We start from the raw sequence: 18,562 nt of genomic DNA, 5'->3' as shown, positions 1-18,562 counted from the left end.
GCCACCGCTCAGCGCGGTGGGGCGGCCCCTTGTGTTGCGGCTCCCCGGCACGGATCAGACCCACATCACGCTGCATCGTCCTCCAGGGCGGCCACCTCCTCGGCGGCCTTGCGGGCCTTCTTCTCCGCCTTCTCCAGCTTGGCCTTCGCCTTGGCCAGTTGCTTGGAACGGCGCTTGTGCATCTTCTTCGAGACCTCGTCCAGGCGGTCGGGGAAGAGATGGCCATACGTGTCCAACGTCAGGGTCGCGGACTTATGGCCCAGCATCGTCTGTACGACGTTGACGTCCGCACCGCTCGCGATGGCCAGCGACGCCGCCGTGTGCCGCAGCTTGTGCGGGGTGACGTTGAGGTCCCCCAGCCCGGCCTTCACAACCGCCGGTGCGAAGAACCGCTGCCGGAAGTTGCGGGCCCGCAGCGGTCCGCTCTGCGGGGCGGTGAAGAGCAACTCCTCGTCCCCCCGCCCCTGGACGTGCGGCTTCAGCTCCTCGGCCAGGAACCGCGGGATCGGTACCGACCGGCGCTCGTGGTTCTTGGGGGTGTCGAGGTAGAGCTTGCCGTTGTCCTCGGCGTATGCCTCGACGATGTGGGCCCGGCAGGCGTCGAGGTCGACGCGGCCCACCTTCAGGGCGGACGCCTCGCCCCAGCGCAGGCCGGTGTAGGCCAGCAGCAGGATGAACACTCGGTAGGCGCCTGACGCGTTGGCCAGCGCGTCGACCTGCATGTCATCGAGGTACACGTGGTCGGCCGGCGCCGCCTTCGGCAAGGGCACGCCGACAGCCGGGTTGACCGCCAGACGACGAGCCTTGACCGCGTAGCCGAGAACGCGGCTGAGGACGACGTACGCCTTGCGGACCGAGCGGGGGCTGAGCTTCCTGCCGCCGGTCGCCTCGCCGGACAGCAGGTCCGCGAGCCACTCGGCGATGTCCTCGAAGTGGATGCGGTCCAGCGGAGTGGTGCCCCACTTGGGGATCACATGGACGTCAAGAACGCCGCGATAGCGCCCCCGGGTCGAACGCTTGAGATGAATCTGCGCGGCCAGCCAGGACTCCGCCACCTCTGCGAATTGCACGCGCGCGGCGGCAGGATCACGGTAGGAGCCGTCATTGAGGCGGGACTCCATCCTCGTCCGCTCGATCTCGGCGTCGACCTTGCGGGCGAAGGTCTTCATCTTCGGCTTGCCGTCGGGGCCGTACCAGCGCACGCGGTAGCGCCCCGGTGGCGTACGACCCGCCCGCTTGGCCTTCGCCACGGCCCCTGCATACGCCGCGTGCCCTATGCGGTCCTCAATCCAGACTCGCGCCAACTAGCACCCCCTTCGGTCGTCGCTGGACGCCGAGGGGAGCGGCAGGAGCAGGGTCGTGGGAGGGGTACCGAGCGCGGTGGCGATGGCGACGAGGTCGTCGATGTCGCACCGGCGACGGCCGCGTTCGGTGCGGCTGAGCGCGGTGTTGGTCATCGGCCGGCCCAGTGCGGTGCAGCGGGCTGCGAGTTGGTGCTGGGTCAGGCCGCGCACGAGGCGTAGGTGCTCGATGGCGCGGGCGGTGTGAAGGCCGGCGGGCCCTATTTCTACAGGTCGGGTTGCCATAACAGTTAGCTGTAACTTGCAGCCGGACGTTATGGCAAGAGTTGGTTCTTAAACTCTACAAAAGTCGTACCGAGGCTGAGTGGCGTTCCTCTCATCGAATTCCGGCACATCGCGAGCCGTTTCGTCGTGGGCGCCGTGCTACCTTCCCTTCACGTCGCGAAAGTGGGCGATTTGAGCAAGTATCAGGCGAACCATCCGGCGAGCTCAGCAAGTGGCATCTGACCGATCCGAGCTATCTCTGAGCTGCGGAGGTATCGGATTCCGACACCTCTACCGATCGCCTCGCCGCAAGTAAATTTCATGTTCCGCAGGAGCGATTTCGGCAACCGGGGATCCACCCTTACTGTTCTCGTCTCGCCGGCCACACCGAGAGAAGTAGTACAGAGTTTCAGAACCAACTCTGGACTTCTCTCTGGATGGTGTGGCTGTGTTGTCCAGGCACGTTGTCCAAGACCGAAAAGGAGCCCTGTGCCGACCCCTTCCCCCCGCAACACCAGCGCCCCTGCCACCGCTGCGGCTGGCCAGCGCGGCCCGCTTGCCACCCCTGCGGAGGTCGCCGCGTACCTCGGGGTGCCGGTGAAGACCCTCTACCAGTGGAAGTACCGGGGCATCGGCCCCAACGTGCACAAGGTCGGCCGCCACCTGCGCTACCGCTGGCACGAAGTGGACGCCTGGGTGAACGCCCACTCCACGTACGACCTCACGGCCTGAATCCGCCCTTCCGGGACAGCGAAACGGCCCTCGGCGTGCCACCGCCGAGAGCCGCAGAGTCCCTGCCCCATCGCCCTTGAACGATCGAATCGGTGGGCCGGGCCTTGCCCGTCCGGCCCACCAGGAAGGAACGCATGTGGACGAATCTACGTCTCCCGCCACCCCCGCCGCATCCTCCACATCCGCCTGGCCGCCCGTCGCCGCCCCCGGCCAGCTTGCCACTGCGAGAGACTCCACCACCGAGGACGACGAGCCCGCGCAGGTCGGCGAAGGCGCACAGCTGCTGGACGAGCTGCGGCAAGCGATCGCGCGGTACGTGATCCTCCCGAGCAGTGACGCGTTGACCGCTGTCACGCTGTGGGTGGCAGCCACGCACATCCAGCCCGCGCTCCAGCACGCGCCCCGTCTCGCAGTGGTCGGGCCGGCGAAGCGGTGCGGCAAATCCCGCCTTCTGGATGTGATCACGGAGACCGTGCGTGAACCGCTCATCACGGTCAACACCAGCCCGGCGGTGGTCTTCCGCGCGATCGGCGACGATCCGCCCACCCTGCTGGTGGACGAGGCCGACACGATCTTCGGCAGCATCAAGGCCGCAGAGAAGAACGAGGAGCTGCGCGGCCTGCTCAACGCCGGCCACCAGCGCAACCGGCCCGCCCTGCGGATCTCCGGCCCGGAGCACAAGCCGCAGGCGTTCCCCACCTTCGCGATGGCCGCGCTCGCTGGCATCGGGGACCTGCCGGACACAGTGATGGACCGGGCGGTGGTGATCCGTATGCAGCGTCGCAAGGACGGCGAGCGGGTGGAGCAGTTCCGCTCCCGCCGCGACATCCCTGCTCTGCACGCCCTGCGTGACCGGCTGACCGCCTGGTTGCGCCCGCTGATGGACACCGCAGCGGACCTGGTGCCGCCGATGCCGGTGCAGGACCGGGCAGCGGACACCTGGGAGCCGCTGGTGGTCGTCGCCGAACTGGCAGGCGACTCCTGGCCGGAGCGAGCACGGGCAGCGTGCGTGGCGATGTGCGCGGCCGAGGTCGGCCAGGACGACGAGTCCAATGTGAAGACGCGCCTGCTGAAGGACATCCGCCGCGTCTTCGGGTGCTATGGAGATCCCGACACCGTGCGCACGCGGGACCTGCTGGAGGAACTACTCAAGGACCAGGAGGCTCCGTGGGCCGAGTACCGCAACACTGGTCTGACCCCGCGCCACTTGGGGATCATTCTGAAGGACTTCGGCATCCAAGCGGCCGTCCTCCGCTTCGAGGGCGGACGGCAGGCCCGGGGATTCACCCGCAGGCAGTTCACGGACGCCTGGGCCCGCTACTGCCCCGAGGAGCAGCCACCCGGCAGCGGCGATGAGATCACGCGTCACAGGTCGGCCGTACACCCGTAAACACCCGTCGCACGCGTCGCATCGCAGGTCACCCCCGTGACGGGTCCGGTAGCTGTGACGGGTCCTCCCGTATCACGCCGAGCTCCCGTACCTGTCCTGAGCAGGCATGCGACGGGTGCGACGAGTCCGCCGCACTCCCCGTCGGCAGCCCTGCCACGTGCCTATGGCACCCGTCTCCCTCCGGAGTACCACGCTTGCCCTCACGCACCGCCCAAGCCTCCGTGCCAGTACTGACAGTAGCGATCCGCCTCGGGGTCGCCCTCGTCGGCACGATCGGCTTCGCCCTCTCCTACGACGCCCTGCGGCAGATGGCCGTCGCCATCCACGTGCGCGGGGTCCTCACCTACGCCTTTCCCCTCGTGATCGACGGGTTCATCGCCATCGGCGTCGCCGCCCTGCTCATCCTGCGCACCGCACCCTGGCGCTCGCGCCTGTACGTCTGGGCTTTGGTCGGCCTCGCCACCGTCACCAGCATCTGGGCGAACGCCCTGCACGCCGTGCGCCTCAACCAGCAGGCCCGCACTGCCGGACTCCACCTGGACGATGTCACCGTGGGCGCCCTGTCTGCCATCGCCCCGCTCGCTCTGGCCGGCGCCGTCCACCTCGATCTCGTCATCCGCCGCCACCCCACACCCCGCGCCCAGGAGGCCGCCGCCACAACAAGCCACAACACCCACGGCCACAGCCACAACGGCTCGCACAACGCCGAACCGACTGCTCATGCGGAAGACGACACCCGCCTGCCGGAGCAAGTGCAGAGGTTGCCCGATGTGGCCGTGGCCGACAGCCCCCATGTGGCGGAGGCAGCCGTCAAGGTGCCGCAGCCCGCTAAGCTGCTCACCGCGGCAGAGGGCCACGAACGCGACGCCACGTCGGACGAACTGCTCGCCATTGCCCGCACCGCACCATTGGGACGCGGAGGTCGCGCCTCACGCCGCAACATCGAAGCGGCCATCCGGGCCGCGAGGTACCGCATCGGCAAGGACCGCCTCACCCAGATCAAGGACCAGGTGCAGGCCGAACTCGAGCAAGCCGCCCGCCAACGGCAGACCGAGCCCGACGAAGCCCCCATCGGCGCGCACTGAGGCCCACACCCCCTCCCGCTCGATCCGGTGCTGCTCGTCCCCGCACAGACCAGAGCCGGGACGAGCGGCCCACCGTCGGCGCGATCTCCTCCCCAACCCCGCACGGAGTAGCACTTAATGCACGACCCGCTCCACGAACTGGCCACCAGCCAGCGGCCGATGATCACAACCGCCACCAGCGCAGCAAGGTATGGCGTTGGACCGTCCAAGGGCCGGTCCAACGCGGACACCTCCGCCCCAGGGGTGGCGGAGGACCCCGGGCACCAGGGGGTGCCCGAGCCGGACACGCCCGCCGACGCAGCCGAGCAGTCACCCGCCGCCCCCGCTGACGAAGTCACCCTGCATCGCATCGCTCGCCGCCGCACCCGCGAAGACGTCCAGCGCAAACAACGCGTCGACGTCCGCTACAGCGTCGAGGAGAAGTTCCGGATCCTCGCACGCGCCGGAGAGATGGGTATCGCCGGCGCTCATCTCGTCGGCGCCGTGATCATGGCCTACCTCGACGGTGACCTCACTGTGGGCCTGGCCGGGCAGCGCACCCAGCTCGATGACTGCCTCGACAAGCTCGACGCCCTGCGTGCCGAGGTCGCGCGCATCGGCAACAACGTCAACCAGATCGCGCACCGCCTCAACGCCGGAGGCAATCCACACCCTGTGGACACCGCTGTCCTCGCCCAGACCGAGCGCACGCTGGGTGCTGTCAGCGCGGCGATCGGCGACATCGCGCAGACCATGAACCACGCTGTCTCCGTGAAGGCGGCCCGGTGATCGCCAAGATCGGTGGCGGCAAGACCACCGCCGGCCTGATCCGGTACCTGTTCGACACGAAGAAGGCCAAGGACCATACCGACCCGCACCTGGTCGCCTCCTGGGACGGCTTCGCTCCCGACCCCGGCCGGGCCGACGACTTCGAGGCCACAAAGAAGCGCCTCGTGGCCGATCTCGACCTGCGGGTCAAGCAAGCCCGCCGACTGGGCCGGGCGCCCGAGCGGCACGTGTGGCACTGCTCGGTACGTGCCGCCCCCGGCGACAGGCACCTCACGGACGCCGAGTGGGCGGACATCGCGCGCCGCGTTGTGGCGGCCACCGGCATCGCGCCACAAGGCGACCCCGACAAGTGCCGGTGGGTCGCTGTCCGCCACGCCGACGACCACATCCACATCGCCGCGACCAAGGTCCGCGGTGACCTGCGCGCCGCCCGCCACTGGAACGACTACCTGAAGGCCGACAAGGAACTCGCCGCCATCGAGAAGGAATACGGGCTCCAGCGGGTCGTGCGCGGCGATCGCACCGCCGCCAAGCGCCCCACCCGCGCCGAGACGGAAAAGGCCCGCCGCGCCGGCAAGACCCAGACCTCCCGCGAGCGCCTGCGCACCACCGTCCGTCAACTGGTGTCCATCGCCACCAGCCCGGAGGAGTTCGTCCGCCTGCTCGACGGTGTCGAGGGCGTCCTCGTCGACGTCCAGCGCTTCCCCTCCGGCGACGTACGCGGCTACAAAGTCGCCGTGGAAGGCGACACCAACGCCGTCGGCGAGCCGATCTGGTTCTCCGGCGCCAAACTCGCCCCCGACCTCTCCTTCCCCAAGATCCGCGCACGCCTCACCGCCATCGACGTCCCACCCGCCAGGGAGCTGGGCAGTCGGCGCAGACCCGACCCCTGGCACCAGGCCACCGCCGCAGCCGAGCGCATCCCCCACCACCTCGACCACGGCGACGACGAAGCCGCCCAGGCCCACATCGCGGCCCTCGGCGAAGCCATCGACATCCTGCCGCTGCTCGCCCCCAGCCACCTGCGGCCACAACTGCAGCAGGCCGCAATCGCCTTCGAGCGCGCCACCCGCTCCCGCATCCGCGCCCAGCAGGACCAGGCCCGCGCCCTGCGGGGTGCCGTCCGCGCTCTGCGTACCGCGCCGGTCACAGGCGATGGCTCCGGGCTGGCGATGTTCCTTGACATCGCCGTCCTCGTCGTCATCGTCGCGGCCCGCTGGCACCAGGCCCGCGGGCACGACCAGCAAGTCGCCGCCGCCCATCAGACCCTGGCCCACCTGCAGGCCGCCTGCCAGCAAGCCGCCGCCGAGCCGCTGGCCGCCCTGGCCCAGCGCACACCACCGGCCCGCACCATGGAACGACACGCCCAGCGGATCCTCATGATCGTGCCGACTCACGCCCGGCAGGTCTTCGACGACCCCGCCTGGCCGGCACTGGCCGCCGTCCTGACCGAAGCCGAGAACGCCGGTCACGACCCCGAGCAGCTCCTCCAGCACGCCGCCCGCCAGCGCACCCTGGACGACGCCCGCTCCACCGCCAGGACTCTCACCTGGCGCGTCCAACGCCTCGCCGCTCGGCAGGCCCCCAGCGCCCGAGCTCGAGCCGCCCAAGCCCGCACGAGTGTGGCCACACGACCGGCACAGCCTGGCCAAACCCCACCGTCGAGCCCGTCACAACCTGGTGAGACGACACCTGCTCGGCACCGGTGATTCCGGCCGGGGTGCGCAGACTCTGAACGGGCGTCAACGGTTATCGCTGCGGCCCTCCCCGGCGAAGGACGGCGTCACTGCACCGTGCTGACCAGAGGCTCCAGCAACTCCAGCGCTTCCTCCCAGCGGAAGCGATCCGCAGCGCCACCGGCTCTCGGCCGGTGCGGTTCACACGAGCCGGTCAGGACGCCCATCCCCCGCAACCGCTCCAGGCTCTGCTCGTAGGCCGGGTGGGCGGCCTGGGCGGAGTTCAGGTAGGGGAGGGCCACAGTCGGGATGCCCATGCCATACGCCTCGCACAGGATGCCCAGCGCCAGGGTGTCGGATATCCCGGCGGCCCACTTGTTGATCGTGTTGAAGGTGGCCGGGGCGACCGCGATGGCGTCCGCCGGCGGCAGCGGGCGAGGGTCGCCCGGCGAGCGCCAGGCGGAGCGGATCGGGTAGCCGGTCTGTGCCTCGACCGCCGTCGCGTCGATGAAGCCGAGGCCCTGCGGTGTGGCGACGACACCGACGTCCCAGTTCGCCTCCTGGGCAGCGGTGATCAGCTTGCCGACGTCACGGGCGACACCGGCCGCGCACACGACGACGTACAGGAAGGGCTTCTTGTCCGGGGCGGTCGGTTCGGTCACGCGGGGACTCCCAGTTGGCGACTGAAGTGGTGCAGTTCCGGCAGGGTACGACGGCGGTCACGGGCGGCCATGTCGGCGACCAGGTTGCGGACATCTGGGCGGCGGATGTCCTGTGCGGCGCAGGTCTCGGCGATGCGCAGGGCCTGGTAGCCGTCGGCGAGGCGGCCCTGCTGGCTGTAGGCACGAGCCGCCTCCACCCATAGGGCGGCGCGGCGCTCGGGGACCGGGATGTGCCGACGCATGAGAGGGCGGGCCGCCTGGAGGGCGAGGCCGGCGTCACCGAAGGCCACCAGGGCGCTCAGCTCGTGCAGGGCGACATTGGTCGGGCTGAAGGTGGCCCAAGCGTCGGGCCGGTCCAGGGTGACGTACCGGGAGACTTCCTTGGCCTCGGTGAGGAATTCCTTCGTGGCCGCGCGATCACCGCGGCTGCTGGCCGCGGTCACACCGCGCAGGAGCAGCAGTCCTACAGCAGCAAGGTACTTCGGAGAGCGCCGATCGTAGGAACCTGTGAGCTGGTCGGCGGTGTGCCTGACCAGAGTGACGGCTTCAGTGGCGTGCTTCTCGCGCACCAGGACGTGGGCCTGAACACGGACGCTGGAGGCGAGGATCACCGGGTTCCCCGAGCGTTCGGCTTCGGCCATCGCCCGTCCGACGGCGAGCCACGCGTTGCCCTGATCGTGCTGCTTGAGGAGCAGGCTGGTCGCGGTCTGGTACGCCGTGGCCAGGAGCCCGGACACCGTGTCCCTGTCCGTCGCCTCGCTGGCGGCCAGTCGCAGGTCACCGATCAGATCGGGGAGGGTGCGCTCCAGCTCCGCGTAGTCGCAGGTGTGGAAGAGCCTGAGCGCCGACCCGACTCGTTCGTACAGGACGGCCGTGTCCTGTGGGCCACCGGTGCCCGCGTGGCCGGGGCCGGGCAGGAGTGCCTGGATGAGGGCGGTGTGCGAGCCGGAAGAGCCGGCCGGGGTCGCGAGCGCTGCGATGCTCGCGGCGAGGAAGGTGCGGCGGTGCATGTCATCAGCTTCTGGGTCGGCGACAGAGGCGTCCTGAGCGGCAGCGAGGCCCAACTCGTTGGGCGGGATGTCCAGTTCCTGAGCGACGGCGCGTAGTACGCGGATGTCTTCCGTGCCGCGACCGCTCTCCAGACGGCTCACCTTGGACTGGTGATACCCGAGCGCTGCGGCCACGTCGTGCTGTGAACGCCGCTGTAACACCCGTGCCCGACGGATCCGTTCTCCGATCCGTCTCGCTTCCCCATATGCATCGGCCATCTGCCACGGCTCCCTCCGCCGTCGCCGATCCTGCCTGCTCAATCGAGCATAGGGCAGCCGTAGTTGGCGGTGATGCAGCTCCTGCATAAGTCATGCAGCGCCCGCGCACGAGCTAACCACTCCCGGCGACGGGCTGGTTGCTTGGTGTGGCCCCACCTACACCGGGAGGCCGCTCATGGAAGCGCACCAGCTCGCTCTTTCCCTGCCCGCGACGCCCGCCGCAGCGAGCGAGGCCCGGCACCAGGCCGTGGACGCGATAGCGGGCTGGGACACGGAGCTGGCCACCGAGGTGGTGCGCACGGCTGAACTGCTGGTCAGCGAGCTCGTCACGAACGCGGTCCAATACGCCGGCACCGGATCGGTCTCGCTCACGGTCTGTCTAGACGGGGCCGTCCTGCGGATCGAGGTCTGCGACGCGAGCCCGGTGCTGCCCCAGCCGGCTCTGCCAGCTGCGGACAGCGAGGGCGGCCGGGGCCTGTTCCTCGTCGCCGCTCTCGCCGACCGGTACCACGCCGAGCCGAGGAAGGACGGCAAGCGCTGCTGGGCCGAGATCGACCTGACCAGCAAACCCAGCCAGGAAGTCGCCTGTTTCCTTCCCCTCCAGAGGAGTTGATGATGACGACCACCCACGCCCCCGGCGTGGCCGCCGAGGTGATCGCCGTACGCCCCGGGCCGTCACTCGCCGGCACCGTGAGCGTTGACGGCTCCAAGAACGCCGCTCTGCCACTCCTGGCCGCCATGGCTGCCCTCAGCCGCCCGGTCCGGCTGAGCAACGTCCCGGACAGTACGGACGTCCAGATCATGCTCACTCTGCTGCAACAGGCGGGCTGGCATGTCACGCAGCCCGTCGGCGAACCGACCATCTATGTGATCCTGCCGACGGAGTCATCTCGGGGACTGCCCGATCTGGCGCAGGCAGCCCACATCCGAGCCTCGTACTACCTCGTCCCCGCCCTGCTCGCGCGTTACGGCCAGGCGCGGCTGCCCTGGCCAGGTGGCTGCCGGATCGGTGCGCGCGGGATGGATCTGCACTTCAAGGTGTACGAGGCGTTCGGCGACCGGAGCCGGCAGGACAGTTCCGGATATGGCATCGAGGCCCTTACCCCTAATACGGGCACCGTCTCCATCGCGTTGCCCTTCCGCTCCCGCGGTGCGACCGTGGCCGCGACACTACGCGCCCTCACAACCGGCCGACCTTTACGGCTGGGTCAGCCAAACCTCTCGCCCGAAGTCCTGAGCGTGCTCGACGCCCTGAGTTCGGTGGGCTGGGAGACGCGCGCCGACGAGCATGTACTCACTCTCTCACCGCCCGCCTCGCCGCCGACTGCCCCCGCTGCCTGGACAGTGCCCGGAGACAAGATCGAGGCAGCCACGCTGGCCTGCGCGATCGCAGCGACGCGCGGTACCGCCCGTATCGACGGCGTGCAGGGCAGGCACGTAGGCCCGTTCGTGGCTGCCCTTCATCAGCTCGGCATCCCTGCAGACGCGCAGCCTGACGGCCTTACCGTCCGCGCACAAGAGGCAGCCCCCACTGGTCGTCCCCTGCGGGCCATCGCCTCACTGAGCCCGGCCGGCCTGGACGCCGACTTCGAACCACCGCTCATGGCACTCGCCCTCGGACTGCCCGGCACGCATCTGTTCGCCGACGCCATCAATCCCGGCCGCCACGGCAACCTGCTGCCGCAGCTGGCCCGCCTGGGCGCCGAGATCGAGGAGATCTCCCCCACCGAATGCCGCCTGACCGGGCCCCAGCAGCTGACGGGCGCGGGCGTCGAAGCCACCGACATCCGCACCGGTTCCGCCCTTATGATCACCGGCCTCACCGCCCAAGGCGTCACCACCATCGGCGGCCTCGACCAGCTGCGCCGCGGCCACGCCGACCTGCCCGGCAAGCTGCGCACCCTGGGTGCCGACATCTGCGAGGTCACCCCATGACCACCGACGGCCGCAAACTCCGCCAGATCATTGCCACGACCGACGTCCACTCCGCCTTCGACAACGCCGCGCCGTTCCTGACCCACCTTCACGCGCTGCGCCCGACCTCGCTCATCGTGGACTGCGGCGACTTCTTCGAAGGCAGCGGGTACTACCGCCTCGCTCGCGGCACCATCGAGCGGGAGATCCTGCTCGAGTTGTACGACGTGCTGGCCCCTGGCAACCACGGCTGGCCCCACCACTTCGAACCCGACCTTCACCGGCGCACTGTTTGCGCCAACGCCGTCGACGCCAACACCGGCGACGCACTCTTCCACCGCCTGTACATCGCCAACATCGATGGACGACGCGTCGGCGTAACCGCTGTGATCGGCCGGCAAGCCTTCCACTCGATCCCAGCCGCCCAGCGAGCCGGCCACTGCGTCACTGATCCCGTCCAGGCCCTCCGCGAGCTGATGCTCGCCCACCACCACGAGGTGGACAGCTGGGTCCTGCTCAGCCACTCCGGCTTCGATGAGGACCGGAAACTCGCGGCGGCCTGTCCCTTGCTCGACGTGGTCTTCGCCGGGCACTGCCACAGCGATCAGTACGGGCCGGTCCGAGTCGACGGCACCCTGGTCGTCAAGGGCCGGGAACTCGCCGACGGATACGCGATCGCCACGCCCGTGGGCACGGGATGGGGCGCGGGCACCACATCCTTCCCCGATCGGGCCCCGAGCGTCGTTCCCACGCAGCTTGCGGATCTGCGCTCACGCATCGAAGACGTCAAGCAACAGCTGGCCGACGTCCTCGGCCCGATCAGACCGGCCTACCGTCACCAGTCCCTCGACCGGCGCAGCCTGCTCCTGGACCTCACCGCCCGCCTGCGTACGGCACTCGGCGCAGACGCGGTCATCCTCAACGAGACGGCACTACGCGCCGTACCACTCGGCGACACCCTCACCCAAGGCGACCTGCTCTCCATCGAACCGTTCGCCAACCAGCTCGTGCACGCCCACGTACCTGAGCCGGCACGCGGCGACCTCCCCGGCTGGCTGTCACAGCTGTCCACCCAGACCGGCCCGCTCGTCACCGCCCCCGATCCCTTGCCGGACACCATCACCACCGTCCTGACCACCGACTACCTCGCCGAGACCTACCTCGGCGAGCGCACGCACGAGGCCGGCCTTCGTCTGGACCAGGCCGTCCAGCACATCCTCACCGCTCCCGACACCGCGGAAGGAGGCAGGTAATGATCCTCACCGGCCCGGAGATCACCGCTGCCGCTCACGACGGCCGCCTCCGCATCACCCCGTTCGCCGCCGACCAGGTCAACCCCAACAGCTACAACGTGCGTCTGGGCCCCACCCTGATCAAGTACACGAGCACGATCCTGGACGCCCACCGGCCCAACCCCACCCGCGAAACCACCATCGGCCCGGACGGGCACGTCCTCCAGCCAGGCGAGCTCTACCTCGGCCACACCCTCGAAGAGGTCGGCTCCGACACCTTCGTGCCGCTGCTGTTCGGCCGCTCCTCCGTCGGCCGCCTCGGCCTGTTCGTCGAGATCACCGCACCCATCGGCGACATCGGGTTCCACGGCCAGTGGACGCTCATGCTCACCCCGATCCGACCGCTGCGCGTGTACGCCGGCATGAAGATCGGGCAGATCATGTTCTTCGTCTCCACCGGCGCCGTGGACCTCTACCGCGGCAAGTACCAGGCCGCCGCAGGTCCGCAACCCTCCGCCTACTGGCGAGACCTCGCCCGACTCCGGGTGGTGGCATCGTGATCCTCACCGGCCCCGCCATCGCCGCCGCCGTCCAGGCCGGCGAGATCACCATCGACCCGTACGAGCCCAGCCGCCTCTCCCCCAACGCCTACGACTGGCGGCTCGGTGGCACGATCCGCGTCTGCCACGGCAACCTCGACGCCGCAACCCCCACCGCCTTCACCGAGCAGCCCATCCCCGACACCGGCCTCGTGCTGCGCCCTGACATGCTCTACCTCGGCATCACGCTGGAGCGGACTGGTTCGGAGACGTACGCGCAGCTGCTGAACGGCGACCGCAGCACCGGCTCCCTGGGCATCTGGGTTCACGTGTCGGCTCCGCTCGGACACCAGGGCCATGCGATCCGCTGGACGCTGGAGATCCGCGCCGCCCGACCGGTGCGCGTGTATCCGGGCATGACCTTCGGCAAGCTCGTCTTCCTCACCACCTTCGGCGCCCCGGCCAGTTACCAGCAGCAGCCTGCCAAGTACGCGTCCACGGAAGGCATCGACATCTCGCGCCTCTACGAGGAGATCGACGGAGGAGCGCGGTGAACGCTCGCTCGGCCACCGGCCCGATGGCCGCCACCTTCCTGGACCTCCCCGTCGGAAGCCCCGGCGGCAGCGTCGAACTCTTCCTCGACCTCTACACCGGACAGCAACCCCTCATCCCGGCCCGCGCCTTCATGCTCGCACCGCCTGGTCACTCTCCCCGTCCACCCGCCGGACTCAACGTGCTCCCCGTAGCAGGTAAATGCCTGGAAGGAACGGCCTTCAGCCGCTACGTCGCCACCCTGCGCAGAGCGCTTACAGCCACGCTCGATCCCACACAGATCGGCGTCCTCCACTTGCAGCACCTCGCATTCGGCGCCACTCCTGCCCTCATCCGCGCTCTGCCCACGCATCCCCGGATCGCCCTCGTCCACGGCACGGACCTGCTCTTCGCCGAGACCACCCGAGACCAGCTCCAGGTGCTGCGCGAAACAGCCAGGGCCGCCGACGCCATCGTGGTCCCGACCAACGCGATGGCCGACCGCCTCCTCAAGCTCGCCCCGCAGATCGAACGCCGCAAGATCACCCACATCCCCTGGGGCATCCCCGACCACCTGCTCACCGAACCGCCCGCCCGGCCTGCGCGCGCCACCACCAGCCACCTACGGCTCCTGTACGCAGGACGCCTGACCGCCGAAAAGGGCGCCGAAGTTCTGGTCAAGAGTCTGGCTCCGGTGCCCGGTGTCGAGCTGAGCGTCGCGGCGCCCAGAGCCCAATTCCACGCACTGGCCCCACTGCTGCAACGAGCCGGCGTACGAGCCCGCTACCTCGGCTGGCTCCGCCGCCCACAGCTGTGGAAAGCCTTCGCCGAACACGACGTACTGGTCGTGCCGTCCACCACCTTGGAAGCCATGGGACTGGTCGCGCTGGAAGCCCAGGCATGCGGACTACCCGTCCTCTACCAGCCCGTACCCGGCCTCAACGAAGCCCTCGCCGCATCCGGCATGGCCACCGACTTCACTCACTCTGCGGCGCTGACGCGTGACCTCAACCGACTGCGCACCTACCCGGGCCTGCAGGCCGCCCTGCGGCAGGCGGGGTATACGAATGCGGCACGCTACCCCCTCTCGGCGACCGCACGGTCATTGACCGACCTTGGTCGCCAGCTCTCTTGAACTGCTTCCGATGGCCTGACACGTCACTACCCGAACCGCTCCACCAACGTCACTACGCTGATCGACGGGATGTCCCGGCGAAAAGGGAGACCATGACGTACGACCGCGACCGCATCAAAGCCCTGCTCGACGAGGGAGTCCGCGACAAGGTGTATCCCGGCGCCGTGTGGGCCGTCGGCGACGCCACCGGCACCCTCGCCCAGGGCACCACCGGCGTCCTCGACCCCGACGAGCCGGACGTGCCGATGCGCACCGACACCGTCTTCGACGCCGCCAGCCTCACCAAGATCCTCGCCGTCTGGTCCTCCATCGGCGCCCTGTGGGACGACGGCACCCTCGACCTCGACCAGCCGCTCGGCAGCTTCTGGCAGGAGGTCACCGGCCGCCCGCTCGGAGCCGTCACCGCCCGGCAGCTGCTGACGCACACCGCCGGCGTCCCACTGCGAGCCCAGCTGAAGAACCTCTACGGCACCAACCCGGACCACATCCGCCGCGGGGTACTGCACGAGCCACTCCACCGGTCACCCGGCGAAGCCGTCGAGTACACCGACCGCGCCGCCCTCATCCTTGGCTACCTCGCCGAACACCTCTCCGGCCACCTCTTGGACCAACTGGCCACCGCCCGCACCTGGCACTCACTGGGCATGACCTCCACCTGCTTCGGCCCCCTGCCCGCCGAAATCGCCGCCCGCTGCGCACCGACCGAACTCGACCAGGACACCGACACCCACCTGAAGGGAACGGCCCACGACTTCTCCGCACGCCTTCTGGGCGGTGTCTGCGGTATCGCCGGCGTCTTCACCGTCCTGGACGACCTCGCCGCATTCCTCCGCTACATGCTTGACGGCTCCACGTCCCGCACCAGCGCAGGCTTCACGACCGCGTGGACCGCATGCTCACTCACCATTCAGACCGGCGGACTCCAGCCGGCCCGTGGACTGTTCTGGCACCCCGCCCCTGGCACGTCCGTGGAAGAGGACGTGTGGGTCCACTACGGCTTCACCGGCACAGGGATGTGGATCTCGCCTGCTCGGGGCCGGTGGGCGGTACTCCTGACCAACAAGCTCTACTACACCCGCGACCGCGCGCCACTGACCGATGTCCGCAACGCATTCCGCGCACTCGCCTTCATGTAGGGAACTGGACGAGGGGCCGGGTTCTAGCCCAGACACCGATCCGAGAAGCCCCTCCAGCTGCGGGAGCCGCCGGCACGGTCGTACCCGCTGACGGACGCCTCGCAAGCAACTACTATTCCGGCATTCGGGCTACGCCTGGGGGCAGAGTGAGTCTGTGGGATGCTCGCGTCGCTGAAGCGCGATTCAATCGTCGCCGAGAAGCTCGCGAGAGGGGGTGAATCATGAGCTTCCCCGTAGACCTCACAGCGGCGCTCAGCGGCGCCTCGGTCGCGCAGTTGCACAGCTGGCGACGTACCCACTTGCTGGAACCGGAAGTGCAGGACAACCCGGTCCGCTACTCATTCCGAGATGTGGTGGCACTGCGCACGTTCGTATACCTGCGTAGCAAGCTGCCCCTGCAGCGCATCAGGAAGGCGATGGATCAGCTGCGCAAGTGGGACCTGACCGAGCACCCGGCGGCCTACAAGCTTGTCACTGAAGGGGATTCAGTCTTCCTCATACAGGAGGAACGGGCCATCGACCTTGTCCGCCGGCCCGGTCAAGAGGTGATCTACAGCTTGGCCAACGTCTTCGCGCCCTTCGAAAACATGCAAGGACGCTCGGTCGCAGACTTTCGCCGTCCTCGGCCACACCTGGAGGTCAAGGAGAACCGGCTCGGAGGATGGCCGACCATCCAAGGGACACGCGTACCGTACGACGCTGTCGCCAAATTGGTCGCCGGAGGCGTCGCGCCTGCCGAAGTACATCGTTTCTACCCGACCGTCGAAGTGTCCGGAGCGGCAGACGCAGCAGACTTCCACCAGGAGGTCGTGCAGATCGGCGGTCGCGCCGCATGAGGTTCTTCCTTGACGAGAACGAGACGCCGGCCATCCTGCCCCCTCTGAGTACAGTCTTCTTCCATCACGAGTTCCGCACCGCCCACGACGAGGGGCTGTCCGGGGTGATGGACACAGAACTCATACACGCAGTCAGTGATCGCGGCTTCGACGCGATCATGACGCAGGACCGCAACCAGCTGTCGAACCGGGACGAGCGCGACGCACTCATAGAGACCGGCCTCCACTGGATCGGCCATCGTCAACCGGACGCGGACGGCCTGCTGTACATCGTGAACTCCACGGCCGCCTACCTCGCGGCCATGCCGCATATCCTGGACGAGATAAGCAACGTCACGGGCGCCCACGCCTTCCACGTGCGCAACCTGCCCCTGCTGAAGGGCCAGCGCGTCACAGTCAGCCGCCTCAAGACCTGATCCTTCAGACGCCCTGTCGTCGGGGCAAGTCCGCCCGCGCGTCAGGCCGCCTGACGGCAGGGCGTTCGGTTCACCACGTCATAGGGGTGGAGGGCAACGCCGAAGGTGGCCTTCGCAAGCCGGGCCTGGCGCGGACCCACGCGCTCGTACTCGCCAAAGAGCCCGGACCGGGGGACGGCCCGTGAGGTGATGCGGCACCTACCGTGCCGCGCGCCCGTCGCCGCAGCCGCTTCCGGTTGCGGCCGACGTACGGTTGAAGTACCGAGGGCATTACGCACTCCGGCTGCCCCGCCGGGTCGTCCTCGGCGAGAGACGAACCCCGGGCCGCCCCAGTGGTCGGCGCGGAGACGGGTCGGCATCATGTCCGCCGCGGTCGGAGCAACTCCGCGCAAGCTCATCATGGCAGGGGCCGCGCTGAGCACCCGTGCAGGTCCGCAACCCCGCCGAGGGGAGGCGTGATGACCTTTTCCCGGCTGGACATCCATCGGCGGAACCGAGGAGAGCGGACGCTCGTCACGCTTGCCGGTGACATCGGGCCGACCACGACGCCGCTGCTGCGGGCCGCAGTGGAGCAGTGTCTGCTGGACGGCGTCACCGTGATCGATATCGACCTGACCACGGTCCGGTCCTGCGACGCCAGGGGCTTGGACGTCCTCCTGTCGGCATCACGGCGCGCCGGCCGGGTCCACGCTCGCCTGCGGCTGCACCATCCGTGCGCGCAGATCACCCGGCTCCTCGATGCGACCGGATCGACTTCGCTGCTCCTTACGGCCCCCGTGAGTCCCGTGCCGCCCGCCGCGCCCGGTGACCTCACGAGTACCGTGCCGCGGGCGCTCGATGACCCCGCTCGTCGGCCGGATCAGCCGGTCCTCAAGGACGGGATCCGGCTTCGCCGGCTGACCCGCTGGCAGGCCGAAGGTATGCGCGAGGACATCGCGGACCTGGCTGCGGAGTCCGTCGCGGGCACCGCTGGCGAGGCGTACCACGACCGCGGAGACTTCCTGCACCGCTTGGCGGTCACTGCCCACCGCCCCGGCTTCGCCCTGCTGGTCGCCGAGACGACGGTGCTAGTCGGTTGCGCCTTCGGTTTTCCGGTGGGCTCTGACGGCTCCGGTCGCGGGGGGTTCGACGGAACGCTCCAGGAGATCATCCAGCGGCTCACCTCCCGCGCACGGTTCGTCGTCCTCACCCAGGTCGTGGCCCATCCGCACGCTCAGCACCGCGATATCGCCCGCCGCCTGCAACACCGTCTGCTCACAGACCTGCACTCCTCCCTCGGGGTCACCCTGCTGCATCCTGCCGACCAGGCAGGACAAGCCGCCTTCTGGTCCTGGGGCTGGCAGAGCATGGGTGAGGTCGTCGGGCTGCCTGGCCCTGTCGCCCCTTGCGTGTTGACCCTGCCTGTCGAAGGGGTGCCCTTGGCACGCCGATGATGTGGCAGAGGAGCGATGAGCCGACGGTCGTACCGGCCGGGGCGGTCACGGCACCCGTCGTCCGCCGTACGGACGTGTCTCCACGCGGTGGCTGTCTGCCTCTCCGCGCGATGGCTGCGCACCACGCCGCCCGCCACGGCCGGGAGTAGCCTGACAGATACCGAGAGCTTTTCGGGCGCACGACCACGGCGGCGCCGTTCCCGGCGAGTGACAGACACGGGCAGCCTGAAGCCGCCTGGAACGG

Annotated in this window: 19 protein-coding genes; 15 read left to right on the top strand and 4 right to left on the bottom strand. The window is 69.1% G+C overall.

Annotated elements, in window-relative coordinates; translation table 11 throughout:
* Window positions 1-65: 65 nt before the first annotated feature.
* Both ACFC02_RS17585 and ACFC02_RS17580 read right to left on the bottom strand, forming a co-directional pair.
* Entirely contained in the window at window positions 66-1,250 is a 1,185-nt protein-coding gene (locus tag ACFC02_RS17585) for a tyrosine-type recombinase/integrase (protein WP_376357461.1), read from the bottom strand.
* 54 nt (window positions 1,251-1,304) lie between these two features.
* Entirely contained in the window at window positions 1,305-1,586 is a 282-nt protein-coding gene (locus ACFC02_RS17580) for a helix-turn-helix domain-containing protein (RefSeq protein WP_376357459.1), read from the bottom strand.
* Between the two features lie 468 nt (window positions 1,587-2,054).
* On the opposite strand from ACFC02_RS17580, the gene ACFC02_RS17575 reads away from it, so the two are divergent.
* From ACFC02_RS17575 to ACFC02_RS17555, 5 genes are all read left to right on the top strand, one after another.
* A complete protein-coding gene (locus tag ACFC02_RS17575; protein ID WP_365169503.1) occupies window positions 2,055-2,297 on the top strand; it encodes a helix-turn-helix domain-containing protein in 243 nt (80 codons plus the stop codon).
* 136 nt (window positions 2,298-2,433) lie between these two features.
* The gene (locus ACFC02_RS17570) at window positions 2,434-3,687 is read left to right on the top strand and encodes a DUF3631 domain-containing protein (RefSeq protein ID WP_376357457.1); all 1,254 of its coding nucleotides are present in this window, start codon (window positions 2,434-2,436) and stop codon (window positions 3,685-3,687) included.
* Between the two features lie 221 nt (window positions 3,688-3,908).
* On the top strand, window positions 3,909-4,772 hold the full coding sequence (locus ACFC02_RS17565) for a DUF2637 domain-containing protein (protein ID WP_200420759.1): 864 nt from the start codon (window positions 3,909-3,911) through the stop codon (window positions 4,770-4,772).
* 117 nt (window positions 4,773-4,889) lie between these two features.
* The gene (locus ACFC02_RS17560; protein WP_376357455.1) at window positions 4,890-5,540 is read left to right on the top strand and encodes a MobC family plasmid mobilization relaxosome protein; all 651 of its coding nucleotides are present in this window, start codon (window positions 4,890-4,892) and stop codon (window positions 5,538-5,540) included.
* Window positions 5,537-7,249 carry a relaxase/mobilization nuclease domain-containing protein gene (locus ACFC02_RS17555; protein WP_376357453.1) on the top strand — a complete coding sequence of 571 codons (1,713 nt, stop codon included), beginning with the start codon at window positions 5,537-5,539 and terminating at the stop codon, window positions 7,247-7,249. Before ACFC02_RS17560 ends, ACFC02_RS17555 begins: the two co-directional genes overlap by 4 nt.
* Window positions 7,250-7,323: 74 nt before the next feature.
* On the opposite strand, the gene ACFC02_RS17550 is transcribed toward ACFC02_RS17555, so the two are convergent.
* Together ACFC02_RS17550 and ACFC02_RS17545 are read right to left on the bottom strand one after the other, a co-directional pair.
* Window positions 7,324-7,878, bottom strand: a complete 555-nt coding sequence (locus tag ACFC02_RS17550) for a flavoprotein (RefSeq protein ID WP_376357451.1) — start codon at window positions 7,876-7,878, stop codon at window positions 7,324-7,326.
* Complete coding sequence (locus ACFC02_RS17545) at window positions 7,875-9,146, bottom strand: helix-turn-helix domain-containing protein (protein ID WP_376357449.1); 1,272 nt, start codon at window positions 9,144-9,146, stop codon at window positions 7,875-7,877. Before ACFC02_RS17545 ends, ACFC02_RS17550 begins: the two co-directional genes overlap by 4 nt.
* A gap of 175 nt (window positions 9,147-9,321) precedes the next feature.
* Between ACFC02_RS17545 and ACFC02_RS17540 the strand changes: the two genes are divergently transcribed.
* From ACFC02_RS17540 to ACFC02_RS17495, 10 genes are all read left to right on the top strand, one after another.
* The gene (locus ACFC02_RS17540; RefSeq protein ID WP_376357447.1) at window positions 9,322-9,759 is read left to right on the top strand and encodes an ATP-binding protein; all 438 of its coding nucleotides are present in this window, start codon (window positions 9,322-9,324) and stop codon (window positions 9,757-9,759) included.
* 2 nt (window positions 9,760-9,761) lie between these two features.
* Window positions 9,762-11,081 (top strand): UDP-N-acetylglucosamine 1-carboxyvinyltransferase, encoded by a 1,320-nt coding sequence (locus ACFC02_RS17535; RefSeq protein WP_376357445.1) that lies wholly within the window; start codon window positions 9,762-9,764, stop codon window positions 11,079-11,081.
* The gene (locus tag ACFC02_RS17530; protein WP_376357443.1) at window positions 11,078-12,313 is read left to right on the top strand and encodes a metallophosphoesterase; all 1,236 of its coding nucleotides are present in this window, start codon (window positions 11,078-11,080) and stop codon (window positions 12,311-12,313) included. The genes ACFC02_RS17535 and ACFC02_RS17530 overlap by 4 nt, the downstream gene beginning before the upstream one ends.
* Window positions 12,313-12,852 carry a dCTP deaminase gene (dcd, locus tag ACFC02_RS17525; protein WP_376357441.1) on the top strand — a complete coding sequence of 180 codons (540 nt, stop codon included), beginning with the start codon at window positions 12,313-12,315 and terminating at the stop codon, window positions 12,850-12,852. Before ACFC02_RS17530 ends, dcd begins: the two co-directional genes overlap by 1 nt.
* Entirely contained in the window at window positions 12,849-13,385 is a 537-nt protein-coding gene (locus ACFC02_RS17520; protein WP_376357439.1) for a deoxycytidine triphosphate deaminase, read from the top strand. Before dcd ends, ACFC02_RS17520 begins: the two co-directional genes overlap by 4 nt.
* A gap of 23 nt (window positions 13,386-13,408) precedes the next feature.
* Complete coding sequence (locus ACFC02_RS17515; protein WP_200421083.1) at window positions 13,409-14,497, top strand: glycosyltransferase family 4 protein; 1,089 nt, start codon at window positions 13,409-13,411, stop codon at window positions 14,495-14,497.
* 92 nt (window positions 14,498-14,589) lie between these two features.
* Window positions 14,590-15,633, top strand: a complete 1,044-nt coding sequence (locus ACFC02_RS17510; RefSeq protein WP_376357437.1) for a serine hydrolase domain-containing protein — start codon at window positions 14,590-14,592, stop codon at window positions 15,631-15,633.
* A 221-nt stretch (window positions 15,634-15,854) separates the two neighbouring features.
* Complete coding sequence (locus tag ACFC02_RS17505; RefSeq protein ID WP_200420771.1) at window positions 15,855-16,469, top strand: DUF433 domain-containing protein; 615 nt, start codon at window positions 15,855-15,857, stop codon at window positions 16,467-16,469.
* Entirely contained in the window at window positions 16,466-16,885 is a 420-nt protein-coding gene (locus ACFC02_RS17500) for a hypothetical protein (protein WP_200420772.1), read from the top strand. The genes ACFC02_RS17505 and ACFC02_RS17500 overlap by 4 nt, the downstream gene beginning before the upstream one ends.
* A gap of 458 nt (window positions 16,886-17,343) precedes the next feature.
* A complete protein-coding gene (locus ACFC02_RS17495; RefSeq protein WP_376357434.1) occupies window positions 17,344-18,318 on the top strand; it encodes an STAS domain-containing protein in 975 nt (324 codons plus the stop codon).
* Window positions 18,319-18,562 lie beyond the last annotated feature (244 nt).

The sequence above is a fragment of the Streptomyces sp. NPDC056160 genome, from assembly GCF_042268205.1.
Taxonomy (GTDB): domain Bacteria; phylum Actinomycetota; class Actinomycetes; order Streptomycetales; family Streptomycetaceae; genus Streptomyces.
Note: the sequence above shows the minus strand (reverse complement) of the source record. Positions and strands in the feature narration are given on the sequence as shown.